The organism is Flavobacterium sp. N1736, from assembly GCF_025947065.1.
Taxonomy (GTDB): Bacteria; Bacteroidota; Bacteroidia; order Flavobacteriales; family Flavobacteriaceae; genus Flavobacterium.
The window spans coordinates 4,069,378-4,092,756 of sequence record NZ_CP109994.1 but is presented as its reverse complement, the minus strand read 5'-3'; the positions used below and the strand labels follow the sequence as shown (position 1 = coordinate 4,092,756).

General features: G+C 32.5%; 21 protein-coding genes. 15 read left to right on the top strand and 6 right to left on the bottom strand.

Features of this window, described 5'->3' with window-relative positions; translation table 11 throughout:
- The first annotated feature begins 60 nt into the window (after nt 1-60).
- A complete protein-coding gene (locus OLM54_RS17415; protein ID WP_264535835.1) occupies nt 61-4,038 on the top strand; it encodes a leucine-rich repeat domain-containing protein in 3,978 nt (1,325 codons plus the stop codon).
- Nucleotides 4,039-4,109: 71 nt separating this feature from the next.
- Here the strand turns inward: OLM54_RS17415 and OLM54_RS17410 are convergent, their stop codons facing one another.
- Nucleotides 4,110-4,967 carry an MBL fold metallo-hydrolase gene (locus tag OLM54_RS17410; RefSeq protein WP_264535834.1) on the bottom strand — a complete coding sequence of 286 codons (858 nt, stop codon included), beginning with the start codon at nt 4,965-4,967 and terminating at the stop codon, nt 4,110-4,112.
- Nucleotides 4,968-5,333: 366 nt separating this feature from the next.
- On the opposite strand from OLM54_RS17410, the gene OLM54_RS17405 reads away from it, so the two are divergent.
- From OLM54_RS17405 to sufD, 8 genes are all read left to right on the top strand, one after another.
- Nucleotides 5,334-5,663, top strand: coding sequence for a HesB/IscA family protein (locus OLM54_RS17405; protein WP_264535833.1), 330 nt, complete (start codon nt 5,334-5,336; stop codon nt 5,661-5,663).
- Nucleotides 5,664-5,757: 94 nt separating this feature from the next.
- On the top strand, nt 5,758-7,206 hold the full coding sequence (gene sufB, locus OLM54_RS17400; protein WP_264535832.1) for a Fe-S cluster assembly protein SufB: 1,449 nt from the start codon (nt 5,758-5,760) through the stop codon (nt 7,204-7,206).
- 15 nt (nt 7,207-7,221) lie between these two features.
- Nucleotides 7,222-7,419: a DUF2683 family protein gene (locus OLM54_RS17395; RefSeq protein ID WP_113677130.1), complete on the top strand. Its 198-nt coding sequence runs from the start codon at nt 7,222-7,224 to the stop codon at nt 7,417-7,419.
- Nucleotides 7,410-7,682 (top strand): Txe/YoeB family addiction module toxin, encoded by a 273-nt coding sequence (locus tag OLM54_RS17390; RefSeq protein WP_264535831.1) that lies wholly within the window; start codon nt 7,410-7,412, stop codon nt 7,680-7,682. The genes OLM54_RS17395 and OLM54_RS17390 overlap by 10 nt, the downstream gene beginning before the upstream one ends.
- Nucleotides 7,683-7,688: 6 nt before the next feature.
- Nucleotides 7,689-8,177 (top strand): flavodoxin family protein, encoded by a 489-nt coding sequence (locus OLM54_RS17385; RefSeq protein WP_264535830.1) that lies wholly within the window; start codon nt 7,689-7,691, stop codon nt 8,175-8,177.
- 14 nt (nt 8,178-8,191) lie between these two features.
- On the top strand, nt 8,192-8,938 hold the full coding sequence (gene sufC / locus OLM54_RS17380; RefSeq protein ID WP_264535829.1) for a Fe-S cluster assembly ATPase SufC: 747 nt from the start codon (nt 8,192-8,194) through the stop codon (nt 8,936-8,938).
- 38 nt (nt 8,939-8,976) lie between these two features.
- Nucleotides 8,977-9,345 carry a four helix bundle protein gene (locus OLM54_RS17375; protein ID WP_264535828.1) on the top strand — a complete coding sequence of 123 codons (369 nt, stop codon included), beginning with the start codon at nt 8,977-8,979 and terminating at the stop codon, nt 9,343-9,345.
- Nucleotides 9,346-9,461: 116 nt separating this feature from the next.
- The gene (gene sufD, locus OLM54_RS17370; RefSeq protein ID WP_264535827.1) at nt 9,462-10,778 is read left to right on the top strand and encodes a Fe-S cluster assembly protein SufD; all 1,317 of its coding nucleotides are present in this window, start codon (nt 9,462-9,464) and stop codon (nt 10,776-10,778) included.
- 69 nt (nt 10,779-10,847) lie between these two features.
- Here sufD and OLM54_RS17365 read toward each other — a convergent pair whose 3' ends face one another.
- Nucleotides 10,848-12,197: a serine hydrolase domain-containing protein gene (locus OLM54_RS17365; RefSeq protein WP_264535826.1), complete on the bottom strand. Its 1,350-nt coding sequence runs from the start codon at nt 12,195-12,197 to the stop codon at nt 10,848-10,850.
- Nucleotides 12,198-12,419: 222 nt separating this feature from the next.
- Here OLM54_RS17365 and OLM54_RS17360 point away from each other — a divergent pair, with 222 nt between their 5' ends.
- The 6 genes from OLM54_RS17360 to OLM54_RS17335 all read left to right on the top strand — a co-directional run bounded on the left by OLM54_RS17360 (nt 12,420) and on the right by OLM54_RS17335 (nt 16,586).
- Complete coding sequence (locus OLM54_RS17360; RefSeq protein ID WP_264535825.1) at nt 12,420-13,634, top strand: aminotransferase class V-fold PLP-dependent enzyme; 1,215 nt, start codon at nt 12,420-12,422, stop codon at nt 13,632-13,634.
- 11 nt (nt 13,635-13,645) lie between these two features.
- Nucleotides 13,646-14,071: a hypothetical protein gene (locus OLM54_RS17355; RefSeq protein WP_264535824.1), complete on the top strand. Its 426-nt coding sequence runs from the start codon at nt 13,646-13,648 to the stop codon at nt 14,069-14,071.
- 2 nt (nt 14,072-14,073) lie between these two features.
- Nucleotides 14,074-14,499, top strand: a complete 426-nt coding sequence (locus tag OLM54_RS17350) for a SufE family protein (protein ID WP_264535823.1) — start codon at nt 14,074-14,076, stop codon at nt 14,497-14,499.
- 142 nt (nt 14,500-14,641) lie between these two features.
- A complete protein-coding gene (locus tag OLM54_RS17345; protein ID WP_053472865.1) occupies nt 14,642-14,965 on the top strand; it encodes an SUF system Fe-S cluster assembly protein in 324 nt (107 codons plus the stop codon).
- Nucleotides 14,966-15,047: 82 nt separating this feature from the next.
- A complete protein-coding gene (locus OLM54_RS17340; protein WP_264535822.1) occupies nt 15,048-15,557 on the top strand; it encodes a DUF2480 family protein in 510 nt (169 codons plus the stop codon).
- A 78-nt stretch (nt 15,558-15,635) separates the two neighbouring features.
- A complete protein-coding gene (locus OLM54_RS17335; protein WP_264535821.1) occupies nt 15,636-16,586 on the top strand; it encodes a DUF3078 domain-containing protein in 951 nt (316 codons plus the stop codon).
- 143 nt (nt 16,587-16,729) lie between these two features.
- On the opposite strand, the gene hflX is transcribed toward OLM54_RS17335, so the two are convergent.
- From hflX to OLM54_RS17315, 4 genes are all read right to left on the bottom strand, one after another.
- Complete coding sequence (gene hflX / locus OLM54_RS17330) at nt 16,730-17,974, bottom strand: GTPase HflX (protein ID WP_264535820.1); 1,245 nt, start codon at nt 17,972-17,974, stop codon at nt 16,730-16,732.
- A gap of 189 nt (nt 17,975-18,163) precedes the next feature.
- Entirely contained in the window at nt 18,164-19,027 is an 864-nt protein-coding gene (locus OLM54_RS17325) for a hypothetical protein (protein ID WP_264535819.1), read from the bottom strand.
- A gap of 119 nt (nt 19,028-19,146) precedes the next feature.
- A complete protein-coding gene (locus OLM54_RS17320; protein WP_264535818.1) occupies nt 19,147-20,511 on the bottom strand; it encodes a DUF5689 domain-containing protein in 1,365 nt (454 codons plus the stop codon).
- A 20-nt stretch (nt 20,512-20,531) separates the two neighbouring features.
- Nucleotides 20,532-23,363 carry a TonB-dependent receptor gene (locus OLM54_RS17315; protein ID WP_264535817.1) on the bottom strand — a complete coding sequence of 944 codons (2,832 nt, stop codon included), beginning with the start codon at nt 23,361-23,363 and terminating at the stop codon, nt 20,532-20,534.
- Between the last annotated feature and the right edge of the window lie 16 nt (nt 23,364-23,379).

The following is a 23,379-nucleotide window of genomic DNA, read 5'->3' as shown; positions in this document are numbered from 1 at the left end:
CGTAATAAAATTCCAATTGTAATTCGTATTCTTGTACTTCCAAAACCATAAATGTAATCTATGAGAACAAAACTACTTTTGTTGCTTTTATTAGCAAATTTTTCTATTTACGCTCAATATACTTCAATACCGGATATTAATTTTGAGAACAAATTAATAGCTCTTGGCATTGATTCGGGAGTTGCAGATGGTAAGGTTTTAACCGCAAATGTTACATCACTGACTACTTTGGACATTTCTTACGGTAATATTTCTAACTTAACCGGTATTCAGGATTTTACATCTTTAAAAACGTTGAATTTTTCACATAATTTAATTTCAAATGTGGATCTTTCTAAAAATGTTGCTTTAACATCTTTAGACTGCAGCATTAATAAATTGACAGCCCTTAATATTTCGAGTAATGTATTATTAAAAGAATTATTGTCTCACAACAATCAATTAACAACTATTGATGTTTCGAAAAACATAGCTCTCGAAACATTTCACACAGGATTCAACAAATTAACGAGTTTGAATGTATCCAAAAATACGGCTTTAATAAAACTGACATTTGAAGCAAATCAACTACAAACAATTGATGTATCAAAGAACACATTGTTAACGTATTTTATTTGTAATAACAACCTCATGAAAAATTTAGATCTTTCTAAAAACACAGCTTTGATCTATTTTTTATGCAATGACAATAATCTGACATCCGTGAATCTTAAAAATGGGAAAAACACTTTATTAGATAATATTATCAACTTTACAAACAATCCAAATTTAACTTGTATTCAGGTTGATAATATCGCATATTCAAATACCTTTTGGTCACAAAAAGATGCAACTGCTGTTTTTAGTACAGATTGCGCTTATCCGTACACGGTAATTCCAGACATTAAATTTGAAGAAAAATTAGCTGCTTTAGGAATTGATACTGATGGTATAAACGGAAAAGTATTAACCTCGAATATTACTCCTGTAACAGAATTGAGCATGCAATTTAGTTCGATTTCTAACTTAACGGGGATTCAGGCATTCGAAAATTTAACTGCTTTAGATTGCAGCAATAATAATTTAACGAGTCTTGATCTTTCAAAAAACATAAGTCTGACAACTCTAAATTGTGACAGCAACAAACTAACAAGTCTTAATTTATCTAAAAATATCAATCTTAAAAAGTTAGATTGTAATGTAAATTTACTGACATCTTTAGATGTTTCAAAAAACACCGCATTAACCTGGTTATATTGTTATAATAATAAATTAACGTCATTAATCGTGACAAAAAATATACTTTTAGACGATTTATATTTTTCTGATAATAAACTAACAACCATAGATTTATCTAAAAATCCTTTATTGATTTCTTTATATTGTCACAACAACCTTCTAACGAATCTTGATGTTTCTAAAAATCCTAAATTAATTATTTTATATGCTGTAAATAATCAGTTATTAAGTTTAGATGTTTCTAAAAACCCGGCTTTAACAAACCTGAGTGTTCTTAATAATAAGTTGGTTGAGTTAAATTTAAAAAATGGTAATAACACGATTTTAAATTCATCACTGAATTTTAAAACAAATCCAAATTTAACTTGTATACAGGTTGATAATGCAGCTTATTCAAACGCAAACTGGTCAACTAAAAAAGATGCAACTGCAGCATATAATGAAACTTGTGTGTCTCTATTTACTTTAATTCCTGATATAAATTTTGAAAATAAATTAATCTCTCTTGGCTTTGATTCCGGAACTCCGGACGGAAAGGTTCTTACTGCTAATATAGCGAATATTGAGACCTTGCAAATTCAGGCAAGTTCAATATCTGACTTAACCGGAATTCAGGATTTTAAAAGTCTGAAAACTTTAGATTGCTCTGGTAATAACCTTACTAACCTTGATGTTACTAAAAATACGGCACTAACATTCCTCCAATGCCCGAATAATAAATTGACTACTCTGGATATTTCTAAGAACATTCATCTTTCAATGCTTAATTGTATTTCAAATAATCTGACTGCTTTGGATGTTTCTCTAAATGTAGAAATAACATATTTGTATTGTGCCCAAAATCTTTTGACTTCATTAAATGTAACAAAAAACATTCTTTTGGATGATTTTTATTTTGCTGAAAACAAATTAACAACTATTGATTTATCACAAAATCCTTTACTGCTTGCTCTTGTTTTTGACAACAACTATATCACTAATTTAGATATCTCAAAAAACACAAAACTGCTCGCATTGCATGCCGCTAATAATCAACTTAGCCGTTTAGATCTTTCAAAGCATACAGCACTAAAGGAATTGATTTTAAAGAATAATAATTTAGTTGAACTGAATTTAAAAAATGGAAACAATCCGAGTTTAATACCTCGTTTTATAGATTTTACAAACAATCCAAATCTAACTTGTATATTGGTTGATGATGTCGCATATTCAAACTTAAACTGGTCAGACAAAAAAGATGCAACTGCCAATTATACCGTTTTATGTGATGGCAGTTATACTTTAATTCCCGACATAAATTTTGAAAAAAAATTAATTAGCAGAGGTCTGGATTTAGGTATTCCTGATGGAAAGGTATTGACGGCAAATATTGCCTCTGTTACAGATTTAGATTTGTATAAATCTTCTATTAGTGATTTGACCGGTATAGAAGGATTTACTGCTTTAGAGACTTTATATTGTGGAGATAACCAAATAACAACTCTTGATTTTTCTAAAAACACAAAGCTGAAACAACTGGAATGCTATCAAAATAAATTAACCAGCTTAAATTTAAATTCAAATCCTGATTTATGGTATTTAGATTGTTTCTCAAATAAACTGACTACTTTAGATTTATCTCAAAATAAACTATTGGAAACTGTATATTGTTATGATAATTTATTGACTAATTTAAATGTTTCCAGTCTAAAAAAATTAGAATCTCTGGATTGTCCGGATAATCAATTAACAAACCTGGATGTTTCTACTAATACAGGCTTGAAACAACTGCATTGCTATAGAAATAAATTAAAAAGCCTGGATATTTCTAAAAATATTGTTTTGTCTGATTTGGTTTGCTTTTCGAATGAACTTACATATTTGAATGTAAAAAACGGTAACAATACCAATTTTGTAGTTAGCCAGTATTCTACTAAATTTACAATTAATCCAAATTTAAGCTGTATTGAAGTTGATAATGCATCTTATTCAAACACAAATTGGTCTGCTGCAAAAGATGCAACAGCAAACTTTAGCACAGATTGCTCCATTTTTTATGTTGCAATTCCTGATCAGAATTTCGAGCAAAAACTAATTGATTTAGGAATTGATACAGATGGATTGAACGGAAAAATAACGGCTTCGAATATAAGTTCTATTACTTCTTTGGATCTTTCAAACAGTAATATCTCTGATTTATCAGGTATTGAAAATTTCACGTCACTAACTTATTTAAACCTTAGAAATAATCAATTAAAATCATTAGATGTAAGCAAAAATGCACTTTTAGAAATATTAGATGTTTCTTCAAACCAACTTACAACTTTAGATTTGTCTAAAAATACTAAACTGACTATTGTTTATATAACAAATAATCCTTTGATTTCATTAAACCTTCGAAACGGCAATAATAAAAACTTTATTTTGCCAACACAAACTGCCAAACAATCGGCTTCTGGTTTATACACCACCTTTTTAGGACTTACAACTCTAGGCTGTATTCAGGTTGATGATGCAGATTATTCGAATGCAAATTGGTCACAAATTAAAGAAGCAACTACAATTTATTCTAACACTTGTAAAACATTAGGTGTTGATGATTCTGTTTTTGCAAAAGCTACGATTTACCCAAATCCAACTAACGGAGAAGTAAACATTGGTAATATCATTTTAGACAAAGCAAATGTTTATAATGAATTGGGGCAGCTGGTAAAAACTTTTACTTTAGATTCAAATAATACAAATAATACAATCAATTTATCCGGTTTGTCAAAAGGTGTTTATTACATCTATTTAATCAATCAGGATGCGGCTTCGGCTAAGAAAATTATAGTCGAATAATTTTTTATTCTTTAAACTAAAAAATCCCATTTGCTGCGGCGAATGGGATTTTTTTTATGTTTTAAATCTCTTTACAAAATAGCCTCGCAAGTAAATACTTCTTTCAGTCGAACCCCTTTTTCAGTATGTTCTACCGTTATAATTTGATTATGAGCATCATGTTCCAAAAACAAATAGTGATTATTATCTGCCGCTGCGTTTAAAAATTTTGATTTCTCCGGCATTGTCAACAAAGGTCGGGTATCATAACCCATAACATAAGGTAACGGAATATGTCCGGCTGTCGCCAATAAATCAGCACAAAAAACTATTGTTTTATCCTTATATTGAATATGCGGAATCATTTGTTTTTCGGTATGTCCATCAACATAATAAATCCCGAAATTCATTTCTTCAGAAAAGCCAAAATCACTTTCAGGGCGTTTTATAAAATTCAATTGTCCGCTTTCCTGCATTGGCAAAATATTCTCTGAAAGAAAAGATGCTTTTTCACGAGGATTTGGTTTTGTTGCCCAATCCCAATGATTTTCATTAGTCCAATATTTTGCATTTTTAAAAGCAGGTTCATATCCGGTTTTGTCTGAATTCCACTGAACACTTCCTCCACAATGATCAAAATGAAGATGTGTCATAAAAACATCGGTAATATCATCTCGGTGAAAACCATATTTAGCCAGTGATTTATCTATAGAATGTGATCCCCAAAGCGAGTAATATCCAAAAAACTTTTCAGATTGCTTATTTCCCATTCCGGTGTCAATCAAAATCAGGCGATTTCCATCTTCAATAAGTAAACAACGCGCTGCAATATCAATCAAATTATTTGCATCGGCCGGATTGGTTTTATTCCAAATTGTTTTAGGAACAACACCAAACATAGCGCCTCCGTCTAATTTAAAATTTCCGGATTCTATTGGATAAAGTTTCATGAGTATAAATTTCTAATATGAAAAACAAAGCTAGGCAATACAATTTCGTTATGCTAAATATTCTATTAAAAAACTCAAAACGCTATTATTCTAAAGCAATCGAAGCGCTTTTTATAATTTCTTATTTGTTTAATAAATTATAAAAACCTTAATAAAAATCAATTCTGGAACTATTTGATTTCCTTAAATAACTATTATCTATTTTAACATTTGTTATAATAATGTGAAGCGTTATGGAAAAAGGTTTTTAAGTCGTATCTTTGCGGATAATTTCATTTCAACATTGACATACAGCGCTTTAATTGTAATAAATTCATTACTGTTTTTAGCTGTACATTAAAATGAAGAAAAACAAATACCATAAAAATGATAAAAGTTTCTGATACAGCCAAAAAGAAAATCATCGACTTAATGAATGATGATGGTTTTGATGCCGCACATGATTACGTACGCGTAGGAGTGAAAAGTGGCGGATGCTCTGGTTTGTCTTATGATTTAAAATTTGACAAAACCAAAGGCGACGACGATAAAATATTTGTAGACAACGACATAACAATTGCAGTTGAAAAAAAATCATTCCTGTATTTAGCCGGAACAATTCTTGAATTTTCAGGAGGATTAAACGGAAAAGGATTTGTATTCAATAATCCAAATGCAAGCAGAACTTGTGGTTGTGGAGAATCATTCTCTCTTTAAAATAATTAAATGATTGCAAAATTTAAAGATTTAAAAATTACGGAAGTGATTTAATTTAAATCCTTCAATTTTTAAATCTTTCAATAAAAAAACAATGAGCAAATACACTGAAGACGATTTAAAAATCGAACTCGAAACCAAAGAATACGAATACGGATTTTACACCGATATTGAATCGGAAACGTTTCCTATTGGCTTAAACGAAGATATTGTAAGAGCTATTTCTCTTAAAAAAGAAGAGCCGGAATGGATGACCGAATGGCGTATCGAAGCTTTTCGTGCATGGAAAGAAATGATCGAGCCGGAATGGGCAAACGTTCATTATGTAAAACCTGATTTTCAGGCAATTTCATACTATTCTGCTCCGAAACAAGTAGATCCAAATAAAACTTTGGATGATGTAGATCCGGAACTTTTAGAAATGTACAAAAAGTTAGGTATCTCTGTCGACGAACAAAAAATGATGAACAATGTCGCTATGGATATTGTTGTCGATTCTGTCTCTGTTGCCACTACTTTCAAAAAAACATTGGGAGAAAAGGGAATTATTTTCTGTCCAATTTCAGAAGCCATTAAAGAACATCCTGAATTAGTTCGTAAATATTTAGGAACTGTTGTACCTCAAAAAGACAACTTTTATGCAGCATTAAACTCAGCGGTTTTCTCTGATGGAAGTTTCTGTTATATTCCAAAAGGCGTTCGTTGCCCAATGGAACTTTCAACTTATTTCAGAATCAATCAGGCAGGAACAGGGCAATTCGAAAGAACTCTTGTTATTGCTGATGCTGGAAGTTACGTATCATACCTTGAAGGTTGCACTGCACCAAGTCGTGACGAAAATCAATTGCACGCTGCTGTAGTTGAATTAATCGCTTTAGACGACGCCGAAATTAAATATTCTACAGTTCAAAACTGGTTTCCCGGAAACAAAGAAGGAAAAGGTGGAGTTTATAACTTCGTAACCAAAAGAGGTTTATGCGAAACAAACGCTAAAATTTCATGGACACAAGTAGAAACTGGTTCTGCTGTAACCTGGAAATACCCTTCTTGTATATTAAAAGGAGATAATTCGGTAGGAGAATTTTATTCAATTGCCGTTACCAATAATCACCAACAAGCAGATACGGGAACTAAAATGATCCATTTAGGAAAAAACACTAAATCGACTATTATTTCTAAAGGTATCTCGGCTGGTAAATCACAAAACAGTTACCGTGGATTAGTGCAAATTAGCCCAAGAGCTGAAAATGCAAGAAACTTTTCGCAATGTGATTCTCTATTAATGGGGAACAATTGTGGAGCGCATACTTTCCCTTATATCGAAAGTAAAAATCCATCGGCAAAAATAGAGCACGAAGCAACTACAAGTAAAATTGGAGAAGATCAGGTTTTTTATTGCAACCAAAGAGGTATTCCGACTGAAAAAGCGATTGCCTTAATTGTAAACGGTTTCAGTAAAGATGTATTAAACAAACTTCCAATGGAATTTGCTGTTGAAGCTCAAAAATTATTAGAGATTTCTTTAGAAGGATCTGTAGGTTAATAAAAATAAAGCGATATGGATATCATCTTAAAAAATGTAAAGAAAAAAGATTTTCCAGTTTTTCAATCACTGGCAAAATCTCTTGGTTTTGAAATTGTTGAAGAAAATGAAAAACCATATAATCCAGAATTTGTAAAAGAGATTTTAGATGCTGAGCAAAGTATAAAGGACGGAAAAGGAGTTAAAATAAAATTAGAAGATTTGTGGAAGTAATTTATTCTGAAAAAGCTCAAAAAGACAGAGAGTATTGGAAAAAATCTGGGAATAAAGCAATTATGAATAAGATTACTGCCTTGATTGAAGATATACAGCTTCATCCTTTTGAAGGTATCGGAAAACCTGAACCTCTAAAATATGAATTGTCTGGAAAATGGTCTAGGAGAATAAATCAAGAACATCGAATAATTTACAAGATTACCGAAGAAGACACAATCGATATATTAGATATTCTTTCTTTAAGAGGACATTACGAATAAGCATTAATGGAAAACAAAAAAGTAATCATTTTAGGTTCAGCCAGAAAAAACGGAAACACAACAAAAATTGTGGATGAGATTTCTAAAGAACATGGAATAGACGTAATTGATTTAAGTGATTATAACATTTCTCATTATGATTACGAAAGCAAAAACAGAGAAGACGATTTTCTTCCTTTAATAAGAAGAATACTTGAAGAGTACGAAACTTTAATTTTTGCAACGCCAATATATTGGTATAATATGAGTGGAATTATGAAGGTTTTCTTTGATCGTTTTTCGGATTTGATCCGAATTGAAAAAGAAACCGGACGAAAACTTAGAGGAAAGAAAATTGGTGTGATATCAAATTCACACGATAATGAAATTGAAGAAAGTTTTTACATTCCCTTCAAAAAAACAGCCGATTATTTAGGCATGGAATATTTAGGACACGCGCATTTTAATGCAAATATCCTTGACCAAAAAACAAAAATAGAATTGACATTTATATAAAATAAAAGCAAACAATGTTATCAATAAAAAACCTTCACGCCTCAATTGGTGATAAAGAAATCCTTAAAGGAATTAATATAGAAGTTAATGCTGGCGAAGTACACGCTATCATGGGACCAAACGGTTCAGGAAAAAGTACACTTTCGGCTGTAATTGCCGGAAACGAAAATTATGAAGTTACAGATGGAGCTGTTTTCCTTGATGGAGAAGATCTTGCTGACTTAGCTCCGGAAGAAAGAGCACACAAAGGAGTTTTCCTTTCTTTTCAATATCCTGTAGAAATTCCCGGAGTAAGTGTAACAAACTTCATGAAAACTGCAATTAACGAAACTCGTAAAGCAAACGGACAGGAAGAAATGCCGGCTAACGAAATGCTAAAAGTAATTCGTGAGAAATCTGAATTATTAGAAATCGATCGTAAATTTTTATCTCGTTCATTAAACGAAGGTTTTTCTGGTGGTGAGAAAAAAAGAAATGAAATTTTTCAAATGGCAATGTTAGAGCCAAAATTAGCAATCCTTGACGAAACCGATTCTGGTCTTGATATCGATGCCCTAAGAATTGTTGCTAACGGAGTTAACAAACTAAAAAGCGAGAAAAACGCAATTATCGTTATCACGCACTACCAACGTTTGTTAGATTATATCGTTCCGGATTTCGTTCACGTTCTTTACAACGGTAAAATCGTAAAATCAGGAGGAAAAGAATTAGCTTACGAACTGGAAGAAAAAGGATACGACTGGATTAAAGCGGAGAACTAAACAGTCCAAAGTCGCAAGTCTTAAAGTCAAAAGAAATTATGAGTAAATTTAATTCTTTCGAAGAAATTAATTCTTGGAAAAAATCAAGAATTTTTAATAAAAGAATTTATCTGATTACTGAAAACTCTAATTTTAAAAAAGACTTCGATTTTGTTAGACAAATTAGACGAGCATCAATCTCTATATCATCAAATATAGCTGAAGGCTTTGAGAGAAATACAGACAAAGAGTTTATTTACTTTTTATATGTAGCAAAAGCATCAGCAGGAGAAGTTCGATCTCAATTATATTTAGCATTTGATCTGGAATACATTATTAAGGAAGAATTTGAAATACTTTTAGAATCGGTAACAGAAATATCGAAATTATTAAGTGGTTTCATTAAATATTTGAGTCAAAAGTCATAAAACAGAAAGTCATAAGTACAAACTTTATACTTTAATTTTTTGACCTTTTGGGCAAACAGTCGACAATCCTGAGTCTTTCGACTTTCGACTTTCGACTTTAAGACTAAAAAAGAACAATGGATTTAAAAGAAAAATTAGTATCGTCTTTTATGGCTTTTGAAGAGCGTGTCGATGTACATTCAGATTTACATGACATTCGCACAAATGCCTTAAAAAACTTTGAAAATAAAGGTTTCCCAACCAAAAAAGAAGAAGCTTGGAAATATACATCGCTAAATGCCATCTTAAAAAATGACTTTACGGTTTTTCCTAAGCAGGAAAATGCAATCGAATTTAATCATGTAAAAAAATACTTTTTACACGAAATCGACACATATAAATTAGTGTTTATAGATGGTGTTTTTAGTTCGCATTTGTCTTCTACAACACATGACGGAATCGATGTTTGTTTAATGTCATCGGCATTAACCAAACCAAAATACAAAATGGTTATTGATACATACTTCAATCAAATCGCAAGCAAAGACGACAGTTTGACTTCGTTGAATACTGCTTTTGCAAGTGAAGGAGCCTTTATCAATATTCCGCAAAAGAAAGTAGCAGATAAACCTATCGAAATCATGTATTTCTCAACAGGAAACGAAGCTGCTTTAATGGTTCAGCCTAGAAATTTGGTTATTGTGGGTGAAAATTCACATGTTCAAATTATCGAGCGTCACCAAAGTTTGAACGAAAATCCGGTTTTAACGAATTCGGTTACAGAGATTTTTGCTCAAAAACGTGCCATTGTTGACTATTACAAAATTCAAAATGACAATAGCGAAGCGAACTTAGTTGACAACACTTATGTTTCTCAACAACAAGAAAGTCACGCTTCGGTTCATACATTTTCGTTTGGTGGAAATCTTACGCGTAATAATTTAAACTTTTATCACTTTGGTGAAAGATTGACAAGTACGCTTAACGGAATTTCTATTTTAAATGATAAGCAACATGTTGATCATTATACTTTGGTAAACCACGCAACGCCAAATTGCGAAAGTTTCCAGGATTATAAAGGAATTTTTTCTGATCGCTCAACAGGTGTTTTCAACGGAAAAATCTTGGTTGATAAAGAAGCTCAAAAAACAAATGCTTTCCAAAAAAGCAACAATATTTTATTGAGTGACAAAGCTACAATCAATGCAAAACCACAATTAGAGATTTTTGCTGATGACGTAAAATGTTCTCACGGTTGTACCGTTGGACAACTTGACGAAACAGCCATGTTCTACATGCAATCTCGTGGAATCCCGAAAAAAGAAGCTAAAGCTTTATTGATGTACGCATTCTCAAATGCCGTTATCGAAAGCATTAAAATACCGGAATTAAAACAAAGAATTACTAAAATCATTGCCATGAAATTAGGCGTGAATTTAGGATTTGATTTGTAAATAATTCTATTTGACATTATATTCAAACCCGACAGGTTTTTAAAACCTGTCGGGTTTTGTGCATCTAGACTATTTCTTCACACTTTCAATTACGCCTTTCAAAAAGCCATTAAAGTCAAACCTTTTATCTCCTTCTCTCACTCCCATTCTCACAACTACCATATCCAGAGACGGAATAATCGCTACCATTTGTCCTTGGTATCCGCTGCAATAAAACATATCGCGAGGCACATCAGGAAATTTTCCTCCGGCATTTAGCCAAAATTGTGCACCGTATTTTCCTTCAGAAGTATTGGTTGGCGTTGCTGTATATTTTACCCAGCTTTCATCCAGAATTTGTTCTCCGTTCCAATTTCCTTTATGCAGATATAATAATCCAAATTTTGACCAATCTCTTGGCGTTGCCCATGCGTAAGACGAACCTACAAATGTTCCCGACATATCCTGCTCAACAATCATCGAGTTCATTCCGATTTTATCGATTACGGCGCTGTACCAAAAATCAAGATATTCTTGTTGTGTTTTAAACTGATTTCTTAAAATTCGGGACAATAAATTTGTAGTTCCGGACGAATAATTCCAATGCGTGTCTGGTTTAAATTGAGCAGGTTTATCCATTTGCACTTTCCCCATATCTTCGGCCTGAAAAAGCATTTTTGTGGCGTCACAAATGGTGCTGTAATTCTCCTCCCATTCTAAACCGGAATTCATGTGAAGCAAATCGTTTATCGTGATAATTTTACGATCGTCTTTCTGCCATTCAGCAATTGGAGCTGGTTTATAAATATCAATTTTTCCTTGTTTGGCTAAAACTCCAAAAGCAGAACTCGTAATACTTTTTGTCATTGACCAACCTAAAATTTTACTGTCTTTATTAAAATTTTTATCATATTTCTCGGCAATCAATTTATCTTTATATAAAACCACAACGGCACGGGTTCTTTTTGTTTTTCCTTCGTTTTTATCAAAAGCATTTTCGACCGCATTCTTCAATTTAGAATAATCGACATTAGCAAAAAGCGTATCTTTTGGTTCGTTATTCCCGTAAGGAAAAGGAAGATTATTAACTAATTTCGTTCTCTTTGGTAATAAATAAGGCTTAGAAATATCATAATCATCATTAATCAAAGTTGCACCTAAACCTTCTCTGTAAATCGCTTTTCTTTCTTTTAAACCATAGACTGCCGAAGTGGCAAACTTTCCGGAATCATTAATCGTATTGGTCGCCAAATCAATCATATCAATATCATTGTCGGTTTTTTCGATTAACTCTTTTGAACGATTATCGATAAAATGTCCGGACGCAATGCTTTTAGCCGAAAAACCGGATATTAAATCAAGTTTTGGATATGTTGTAAATCCGAAGTATAAAAATGCAAGAACTAAAACTAAAACAAGTAATTTGAGAAATTTTTTCATAATGATTACAGCTATTTTTTATTGCAATATAATTAATTTATGTGCACGATTTTATGACTCAATTTAGAATTACGATTCATAAAATTCAGAAAAGGGAATTAATTTTTAGTGAATCACTATTAAAGCCTTTCATTGATGGCATCATAAAAGGAAATTATAGTTTTGATGGATAAACCAATTTAGTTTTAGTACTTTTGTAAATAGAATTTTTCTAAATAAGACATGTTAGATATCCAAAAAATAAGAGCTGATTTTCCAATTCTTACCCAAAAAGTAAACGGAAAACCTTTAGTATATTTCGATAACGGAGCAACTTCGCAAAAACCACAAATTGTGATTGATGCCGAAGTCAGATATTATCAGGAAATAAACGCCAATATTCACCGTGGCGTTCACACTTTAAGCCAATTAGCTACTGATGCTTACGAGGCTTCCCGTGGTAAAGTAAAAGAGCATATAAATGCAAAATTTGCGCATGAAGTACTTTTTACTTCAGGAACAACGCACGGAATCAATTTAGTAACCAATGGTTTTGCTTCTATTTTAAAACCTGGCGACGAAATAATTGTTTCGTCTTTAGAGCATCATAGTAATATTGTGCCGTGGCAAATGTTATGCGAAAAAACAGGAGCAACTTTAAAAGTTATTCCGATGAATGAGGATGGCGAATTAATTTTAGAGGCTTTTGATGCTTTACTTTCAGAAAACACTAAAGTTGTAACGGTAAACCATATTTCGAATGCATTGGGAATCATCAATCCTATTAAATATATTATTGAAAAAGCTCATGCTGTTGGTGCAGCCGTTTTAATTGACGGTGCGCAGGCTGTTCCGCATTTAAAACCGAATGTTCAGGATTTAGATTGTGATTTTTATGCCTTTTCCGGACATAAAATGTGCGGTCCAACAGGAACCGGAATTTTATACGGAAAAGAAGCGTGGTTAAATAAATTACCTCCATATCAAGGTGGCGGTGAAATGATCAAGGAAGTTACTTTCGAAAAAACGACTTATGCAGATCTTCCTCATAAATTTGAAGCCGGAACTCCAAATATTGCCGGAGGAATTGTTTTAGGAACCGCAATTGATTATTTAAATAACATTGGTTTTGAGAATATTCAGCAATATGAAAATGAATTATTAGAATACGCAACAAAACAATTATTAGAAATTGAAGGTTTGAAAATTTACGGAACCGGAAAAAATAAAGCTTCCGTAGTTTCGTTTAATATTGACGGAATTCATCCTTACGATGTTGGTTCAATTATCGATAAATTAGGAATCGCCGTGAGAACCGGTCACCATTGCGCACAACCTATTATGAATTTCTTCTGCATTCCGGGAACTATTCGTGCTTCGTTTTCTTTCTATAACACAAAAGAAGAAATTGATTCGATGGTAGAAGCGGTTAAAAAAGCAAAAACAATGTTAAGCTAAAACAAATTTTTATGAGACTATTATCTTTATTGCTGTTAACGATTTTTATTGCAACTGGTTGTTCAAGCCAAAAAAAAGCAGATATGACAGCTACCCAAATTGAGTATTCGGCGGTTTCAAGAGGTTTATACAAACAGATTATAGTTCAAAACCAAACCGTTTCTGTGGTTAACAGTCGCGGCGGAGAAGCAACTGAAAGCAAAATAGATACTGCAAAATGGAACAAAATTGTAGCCGAGTTTGGAAAAGTAAATTTAGATAGTATTCCAAATTTAAAAGCACCAACCGAAAAACGTTTTTATGATGGCGCTGCAATTGGAAATCTAAAAATAACTCAAAATCAGAAAACATATGAAACTAAAGGTTTTGATAACGGTTTTCCTCCAAAGGAAATTGAAAAATTGGTAAATTTGCTGACTGATTTTACGAAAGAATAATTATGACAATAAAAGAAATACAAAACGAAATAATAGACGAATTTTCGATGTTTGATGACTGGATGCAACGTTATGAGTACATCATCGAATTAGGAAAAAGTCTTCCAATAATAAAAGAAGAGTACAAAATTGACGAGAATTTAATCAAAGGCTGTCAATCGAAAGTTTGGCTGCAGGGAGAACAAAAAGACGATAAAATTGTTTTTACTGCGGATAGTGATGCGATTTTAACCAAAGGAATTATCGCCATTTTAATTCGTGCTTTCTCCAATCAAAAAGCAGAAGATATTATTAATGCTGATACTCAATTTATTGACGAAATTGGTTTAAAAGAACATTTATCTGCCACTCGTGCCAATGGTTTGGTTTCGATGATAAAAAACATCAAAATGTACGCTTTGGCTTTTGATTCAAAAAATAAAAATTAAGTAAAGTCGAATTTTTCACGTTAAGACATTAATCTACAAAGAAGTAAAGCTTAATTTTTCTTAATATCTTAATGGTTAGAAAAAAACATTTGCTGTTTAAATGAACTTATATCACTTATATAGTGAAAAACAAAAAACAAAAATGGAACAAGAAATAGACACAAACGAATTAGGAGAATCAATTGTAAAGGTTTTAAAAGGCATTTACGATCCTGAGATTCCTGTAGATATTTATGAGTTAGGATTAATTTACGACGTAATGGTAAATACTGATTATGAAGTAAAAATCCTGATGACATTAACATCTCCAAACTGTCCGGTTGCGGAAAGTTTACCAAGAGAAGTAGAAGAAAAAGTAAAAACAATTGAACACATAAAAGATGTTGATGTTGAAATTACTTTTGATCCGCCTTGGAGTAAAGATTTAATGAGCGAAGAAGCAAAATTAGAATTAGGAATGCTTTAAAAATTAGTCATAAAGTCGAAAGTCATAAAGTCTTAATGAACAAACTTTATGACTTTCGACATTCGACTTTAAGACTTCATTTATGGAAGAAATCATCAATAAAGTTGCCAATAGTACTTTAGAAGTTTTTGATCTTGAGGATTATTATCCAAAAGGAATACGAACACAAATTGACATTTCGCAATGGCTTTTGGAAGGATTTTTATTGAAAGAAAAAGACTTTCGGGAACATTTAAAAAATCACGATTGGTCGCAATATCAAGATCAATATGTGGCCGTTAATTGCAGTACAGACGCTATAGTGCCGGCTTGGGCATTAATTTTAGTAGCTGTTCAATTGGCGCCTTATGCCAAAAAAACGGTTAATGGAACAATCGAAGATTTAGACGGAAGTTTATACGAAGAAATCTTAACCAAACTAGATTATGCTGCATACAAAAACAAACCTGTTATTGTAAAAGGCTGTTCAAGAAAACCCGTTCCTATGCGCGCGTATATTTTGGCAACTACCTATTTACAGCCTTTTGCCCGAAGTATTATGTATGGCGAGGCATGTTCTGCAGTACCTTTATACAAGGAAACGAAGAAATAACCGTCAATTCTTATCAATAAACTCTTACCTTTTCACGGTTTTTAGTATATTTGTTAACATACACTTAAACTAGACACCATGAGAAAGATAGCTTTATTACTTTTTATTTTAGCGAACTTTACTTTTGTACAAGCACAAAATTCAGAAAAGGAATTGATCCAAAATACCGAAAAAGCGGTAAAGAAAATTAATGACACAATCGAGGGCGAAGGCTGGAAAGCAAAAGGAACAGTTTCTCTTTTATTAAATCAGTCGAGTTTTAATAACTGGATTGCCGGAGGTGAAGATAGTTTTTCCGGAACTTTAGGAATAAACTACGATTTCAATTATAAAAAAGACGATGTTACCTGGGATAATAAAGTTTTAGCCTACTACGGACTTTTACAAACTAAAAATGCCGATTTCGAAAAGAAGACAGATGACCGTTTAGAATTTAACTCTATTTTGGGTAAAAGAGCTTTTGGTGAATGGTATTACTCTTATTTTCTGAATTTCAGAACGCAATTTACAACAGGCTATATTTATGGTCAGGATGAAAACGGCAAAGAAATCAGAACGGAAAGCACCAAATTTATGTCTCCGGGCTACCTTACAACAGGTCCGGGTATTTATTGGACAAAAGATGACAATCTAAAAATAAACTTCGCTCCTTTAACTTCAAAATTCACTTTTGTAGACGGCGCTTATACATCAGGAATCGATCCAGGAACTGGTTTGCCTTATGTTGATGGAGATTATTTTGGAGTTGATGCTAATAAAACCATGCGTTACGAACTCGGATTTTACGCTTCTGTATATTACAAACTGGCTATTATGACCAACGTAACTGCCGAAAACACCTTAAATCTCTATTCAAATTATTTAGAAGATCCACAAAATGTAGATATTAATTACTCTCTAAATATTGTCATGAAAGTAAATAAATTCTTATCTGCCAATTTAGCATTTCAGGCTATTTACGACGACAACGCATTTCAGGGTCTCCAAACCAGAGAAGTATTTGGTTTAGGAGTTAATTTTGGATTCTAATTAAGGAGCATAAACTTTTTACTGCCACAGATTAAAGGATTTTAACGATTAACAGTTCAAGTTGATTTAAAAAATCATTTGAAATCTTTTAATCTGTGACAAAAAAAACGGCTTTTGAAATATTTTTCAAAAGCCGTTTTTCTTTATTCCTGATCTTCCTGATCTTCTTCTTTCTCGATTGCATCTTTATAATCCGGATACAAGAATTTATTATACGGAAATCTCGTGATATGAATCTGGCGAACAGCTTCATAAACACGTTCTCTGAATTCCTCAAAATTTTCTTTGTTCGTAGCCGAAATAAACAATGCATTATCTTCTCCTAAACGATGCATCCATGTTGTTTTCCATTCATCAAGTGTATAATGTCTCGGCGTTTTCTCCGTCATTAAATCATCTTCATCAATAGTCAAATGTTTATAAGCATCAATTTTATTGAAAACCATAATTACAGGTTTTTCATGCGCTTTTATATCCTGCAAAGTCTGGTTTACAGATTCAATATGATCTTCAAAATCAGGATGTGAAATATCGACAATATGCAAAAGCAAATCGGCTTCACGAACCTCATCAAGTGTACTTTTAAAAGAATCTACCAATTGAGTTGGCAATTTTCTAATAAAACCTACCGTGTCTGAAAGTAAAAATGGCAGGTTTTTAATCACCACTTTTCGAACGGTTGTATCCAGAGTTGCAAATAGTTTATTCTCAACAAAAACATCACTTTTACCAACGGCATTCATCAAAGTCGATTTTCCAACATTGGTATAACCAACTAAAGCAACACGTACCATTGCACCGCGATTACTACGCTGAACACCCATTTGTTTATCGATCGTCTTGATTTTATCTTTCAATAACGAAATTCGGTCACGCACAATACGTCTATCCGTTTCGATCTCAGTTTCACCGGGACCACGCATACCAATACCACCTTTTTGACGTTCAAGGTGCGTCCATAAACCGGAAAGTCTTGGTAATAAATAAATACATTGTGCTAATTCAACCTGAGTTCTTGCGTATGAAGTTTCGGCTCTTTGCGCAAAAATATCCAGAATCAAATTGGTTCTGTCTAAGATTTTACAATCAATAATTTTCGAAATATTTTTTTGTTGTGATGGTGATAATTCATCATCAAAAATTAAAGTCGATATGTCGTTTTCTTTTACAAAAAGATTGATTTCCTCTATTTTTCCCGTCCCCACAAAAGTCTTCGGATTTGGGCGTTCCATTTTTTGCGAAAAACGCTTCATCACTTCACCTCCAGCGGTAAAAGTCAAAAACTCTAATTCGTCAAGATATTCGTGTAGTTTTTCTTCACTTTGATTTTGAGTTACAATACCAACAATGGCTGTTCTCTCAAAATTTATAACTTCTTTTTCTAACATAGCTTTGAATAAGGTGCAAATTTAATGATTTGTAAGCTACTAACGCTTATAGAATTTGGTTTTTAAGTTCTATTTAAGAATTTCGCTTTCTGATAAAAATAAAAACCATTTAGAAATTAAGATCATCCAGAATTTTTTCTCAATGAAACTTAATTTTTAAATGGTTGAAAAGTGTTTAGTAAACTGCCTTTATTCGTAAATAAATGTTTTTTCAGTTTTTACAATTCCGTTTTCTTCAAGCTGTGAACAAGAGATTGGGAAATTTAATTTATTGTATTTGTATTTTTTACTTACACCAACTAAAACTGTTGATGAAGGACTAAAATTTGTTTCATTGTTATATGAAATTGATTCAAATGCAAATTCGTCTTCGTGATATGAAATCATTGGCACAATAATTTTATAATTATCACCAAACAAGTTTTGAACGATTAATGCATCAACCGATTTTTTATCATCAAAAGTAAATGTTTTAGATATTTTATCTCCAACCAAACCTCTGTGTCTTACCACATTGTCATTCGTATAACTATATTCTATTTTACCAATAATTGCTTTGTTTCTATCACGAGATGTACGTCTTACAATAATGCCATTCTCAACAATATATTCAATGTCATCAACAACATTCTGGTGATTTGTACTTTTTTTGGTAATCACTTTTATTCTTGCTCCTTCATAAGTAAAGGTTACCGTTTTAGTAATATAGTCATTACCTTCCTGATACTTTTTAACAAGTTTTGTAATATTGTTATCCGCATCATACGTATAATTCACAACTTCTTTCCAGTCGCTTCCTACTTTGTCTTTAACAGTCATGTCTAATAATCCTTTTGGGTTATAAAAGAAATGCTGTATAACATCAGAAGTGGTAATTGTTTGAATTTTACCCTCTTTAAATACTACAGTTTTGTTCACAATTTCACCATCTTTAAAATTCTGGTAATTTGTTTTTACAATATTAATCTGTTTTAATCTTACAGGTGCCTGATCCTGGCTGTGCACTAAGCATGGAAAGACCATCATCAAGATGGCAATAAAATAGGTTTTCATAGTTTTGTATCAATTTGGGATGACCAAAATACAAAATTCTATCAATTTTAAACAGTTTGTAATTTAAAAACTATAAATTATTAAAGTATCATCTAAAAATCAGCACATTAATTTTACTTTTAAAAAACTGAAACCTGCTTTTCTCCAAAAATCTTAACATCATCTACCATAAAAGCGCCATTAAGTGTTTTATCTTTTCCAGAACCAATGTATTTAAATGCGATATGAATATTTCCTGAATACGATGATAAATCAATACCGCCAGAACTCATAAATTCGCGCGCAGGAGATAATAATGACGGAAATTTTGCTTCTAGTTTTGTCCATTTTGCTTTGCTTATACTTGAACCGTCAAAATTTGTCGACACATATACTTCTAAAGAGTTTAAAGGAGAATCTACTTTTAAATCATGTTGTGCACTTCTAAAAGATAATACTGCATTTTTATAACCTGTCATATTTATTTTTGGTGAAACCAGCCATGCAATATTTTCGGCAGCAGTTGTACTTGTGGTATTAAACTCCGCATAACCATTTCCTGCATAAAGCATACTTTTCCATAATTTTGATGCTTTTTCTACAATATTGCTCCAACCCGGACGTGCAAAATTGACATTGTTTTTAACCGATTGAAAATCTTCTGAAAAAAACGGAACACTTCTGTTTCCCGTCATAACAACATCTTTTTCATCTCTTATCATTAACTGATAATCGGTTCCGAATTTTGTTAGAATTCCGCGAACTTTACCACTTCCTTCCGGTACAAAACTACTCGCAAAGCCAGCATAACTACTAGTTCTAAAAATGATTTGATTTCCGGTTTTATCGCTTAAATTCCAATTTGTAGCACCGCCAACATTGTTAGATTCTTCAAAATAATGTCGCCCAATTGCCGCTTCTGCAAACTGAACATCTTTTAATTCTATTAAAGTGTTCAGTTTACTTTCATTTAATGCTTCTTGTATCGAAATCTGCTCCACTAATTGCTGTTCATCAATTATGATACACGAAGCATTTAGAACATTTTTATAGTCATTTTGCGAAATTCTGCCTATAGTTGGGTCGCCTGCATTACTTACATACAAGCTTCCAATGCGCAATGCACCAAAATATAAATCAGTAAATTGATTTTTAAGTTTTATATACACTTTATTCCCAATACGAAAATCTACATACGTATTTGTAACGTCAACCGGAGCACTAAATCCTATTGCCGGCATTTTGTCTGTTTTTAAAGTTTGAAAAGAAATCGTTTTAAAAAAATTTCCTCCTTCATCACTTGACACCACATAAGCTTCAATAACATCGTCGTAACTATATACTTTGGGCGATGTGCCAGAAATATTTTTAACTTTTTCAACCGTTTGATTTATTGTTAAATCTGGTTGTGTACATCCTAATTTAGGAATTTCGACCTCACTGCTGCAAGAGCAAAAAATAAAAATTGTTAGTGCAAAAAGTGAATTTAAAAATCTATTTTTCATAAAGAGTCTTTTTTGAAAGTTTATAAATTAATGGCAAGGTTTATAAAATAAGTTCTTCCGTAACCGTAATAATATTTGGGTCCAAATGATGGCGCTCCACTCGAAACATCCTGATTAAGTGCTCTGAAATTAGCATTTCGAGCCTGCTCAAAACCTCCTGTTTTATAAATCCGGCCAAGAACATTATTTACACTCACAAAAAGTCCAATATATTTACTTTTAATACGCCAGGATTTTCCTCCTGAAATATTTAATAATGAAATAGGATCAAATTTCTCCTGTTTTAATAATTGCGACGCCCGTTCTTCTGTCGCTTCAGGAAAAACAAGTCCGCTTATCGGATTTTTATAAAAACGAGCAGTTCTTGCAATGGGCGATACATCAATATAACTCTCGTTCAAATAGTTCATGTTTGTTGCCAGCCACCAAAATTTTGGATCTCTATATTCTAATCCTAATGAATAAGCTTGTTGAGGCATTCCGGATTGCTTATAATTTTTAAGATATGATTCTCCAAAATCAAAAGTTAATGCGTCTCCTTTTGCGGCATTTGCATCGTTTGTGATCGAAACATTTGGATTACTTATGTATGTATAATTGCCATAACCTGCAGATAAAGTCGTTTTTAATGTTGCTGAAACCTGATATTCAACACTCAATTCGAGTCCGACATTTTTCTTGTCTAAACCAGTCAATGTCTGACTCACAAAAGCATCTGTATTATTATAACTTGCGCCGCGGTCAAAAATTCCTTCTGCATAAAAAAAGGAGGTTTTAGTTGTGTTTTCTATCAAGGTACAATAACCTGTAATTCTGGTTTTAAATTTAGGCGAGCGAAAAACATAATTTATCTCGGCACTACTTATGCTTTCATTTTCAAGTCCGTTTACAACTGAATTATTTAAGCGTGAATTTGAAAAAGTGTTGCGAATTGAAGGCGCTCTGCTAAGATGCATTCCATTAAAAAACAACCATTGTTTTCCTGATATTTTATATGTAAATCCGCCTTTGAAACCGAAATTTTCGAAATTCACTTTCTCACTTTTACCCAATGAAGTTGTTGGATAAATTCCGTTTTGGTACAATCCTTCTCTTTGATAATTTGAGACGGAATACGATTGAGACAAGTAAAAATCAACCTTTTTGTAGTTGAATTTAAACTGCGTAAAAGCTTCAATTGAACGGGCTAAAAAATTATAATTATATCCGTAAATATCTCCTTCTTTAACTTGACGATTTGGGTTTTGCAAATCTGATTGTGCTTCGTTTCCGGTATAAAACGCATCAATATCTTCAAAATATTTTCCTCCCAATAAATCTAAAAGATATTGAAATTGATGTGATTTTAAATTTCGAAATATAATTGCGCCATCAAAAGCACTGTTTTCTGTAAGCTGTATATTTAGGTTTGTGTTTGCTGCAAATGTTTTATCATCGGTTCGGTCATCATATAAAACATAATGGCTTTTGCCGGATTCATAACCTGTTATTTCTCCGTTAGAATTTGTTATAGTTTTTTGATTGGCGCGATACATTTCGTCCCAATTGATTTGGGAATTCTGAAGAAATATAGTTTTACTTTTTTCGGCATTTGCATAATCCGGAGTAAATTCTCCCGAAAATTCACCGCTGTCTTTTGCATAAAGCGAAGCATAATAACTTGGTAATTTGCGATAATAAACAGGATCCGGACTGTTTGTATTTTGATAATCAATTGTACTGTTGCCAACTTTTCCAAATTGATACATTATAGCTGAATTCAGATTTGTTTTTTCATCTATTTTATAATAATGATTCAGCATCAGCAATGGCTCTTCGACTTTTTTTACTCTTGCATTGCGTTTTTCGCCATTTTGAAAACCCCAATACGAATTGTATTTTTCATTTGTTAATTGTGTTACTTCTGTTGTATTTGCTGAGTTTTTTCCGCGGGAACTTGGTGTGTAAAATCCAGTGAAGTTTAGAGCGTGTTTACGGCTTAATTTCTTTTCAACACTTATAAAAAAAGATTCTGCATCAAAATTAGTTCCGTCAAAATAGCCTTCATTGCCAATACGTTTTCCGGCAGAAACAGCAAACGCCCAGCCTTTTGAATTCATGCCCGAAGCATAAGTACCAATCGCACGCCAATTATAACTTGTATTACTTCCTGAAAACGAAAGTCGGCTGCCTTTTTTATATAATGAAGCTCGTGTAGAAATTTGCTGCGTGCCTAAAATTCCGCCAAAAGTATAATCTGAAGCTGCTGCGCCAACTGAGAATTCCTGATTTCTAAGTACATCATTCAAGCCTCCCCAATTGCTCCATTGCGGTCTTCCATCATACATTTTATTCATGGTCATGCCATTAAGCATCATTGTGCCGTTTTCACTATCTAAGCCCCGAATCCTAAATCGGGCCTGACCCCAATTAAAAGCAGAAGCTTGCATAAAAGCATCTTTTGAAGACTGTAAAAGTCCGGAAGTCATTTCAGATGAACTATTGTCATCTGATAAATCGCTTTCTAATAAGGTGATTAATGTTCCGGGGATTTCATCTGAAAAACTTTCTTCCATTTGCAATGTTCCAAGATTAACAATTCCAAGATTTGAACTTACTTTTAAAAGCAAATCTTTATATCCCTGACTGCGCAAAAGCAGCAATTGTTGTCCTTGAAGCGCAACATGTAATTCGAATTTTCCGTTTGATTTTGTAAGTTCTGTAATTGAAGAGTTTTGGATGCTAACAACAACATTCTGGATTGGACTTTGTGTTTTAGAGTCCAGCACTAATCCTGAAATAATTGTTGTTTGTTGCGCAAAAGCAAAACTGAAAGACAATAAAATAAAAAACATCAAGTACTTCTTCCTCATAAAAAACCAATTTACT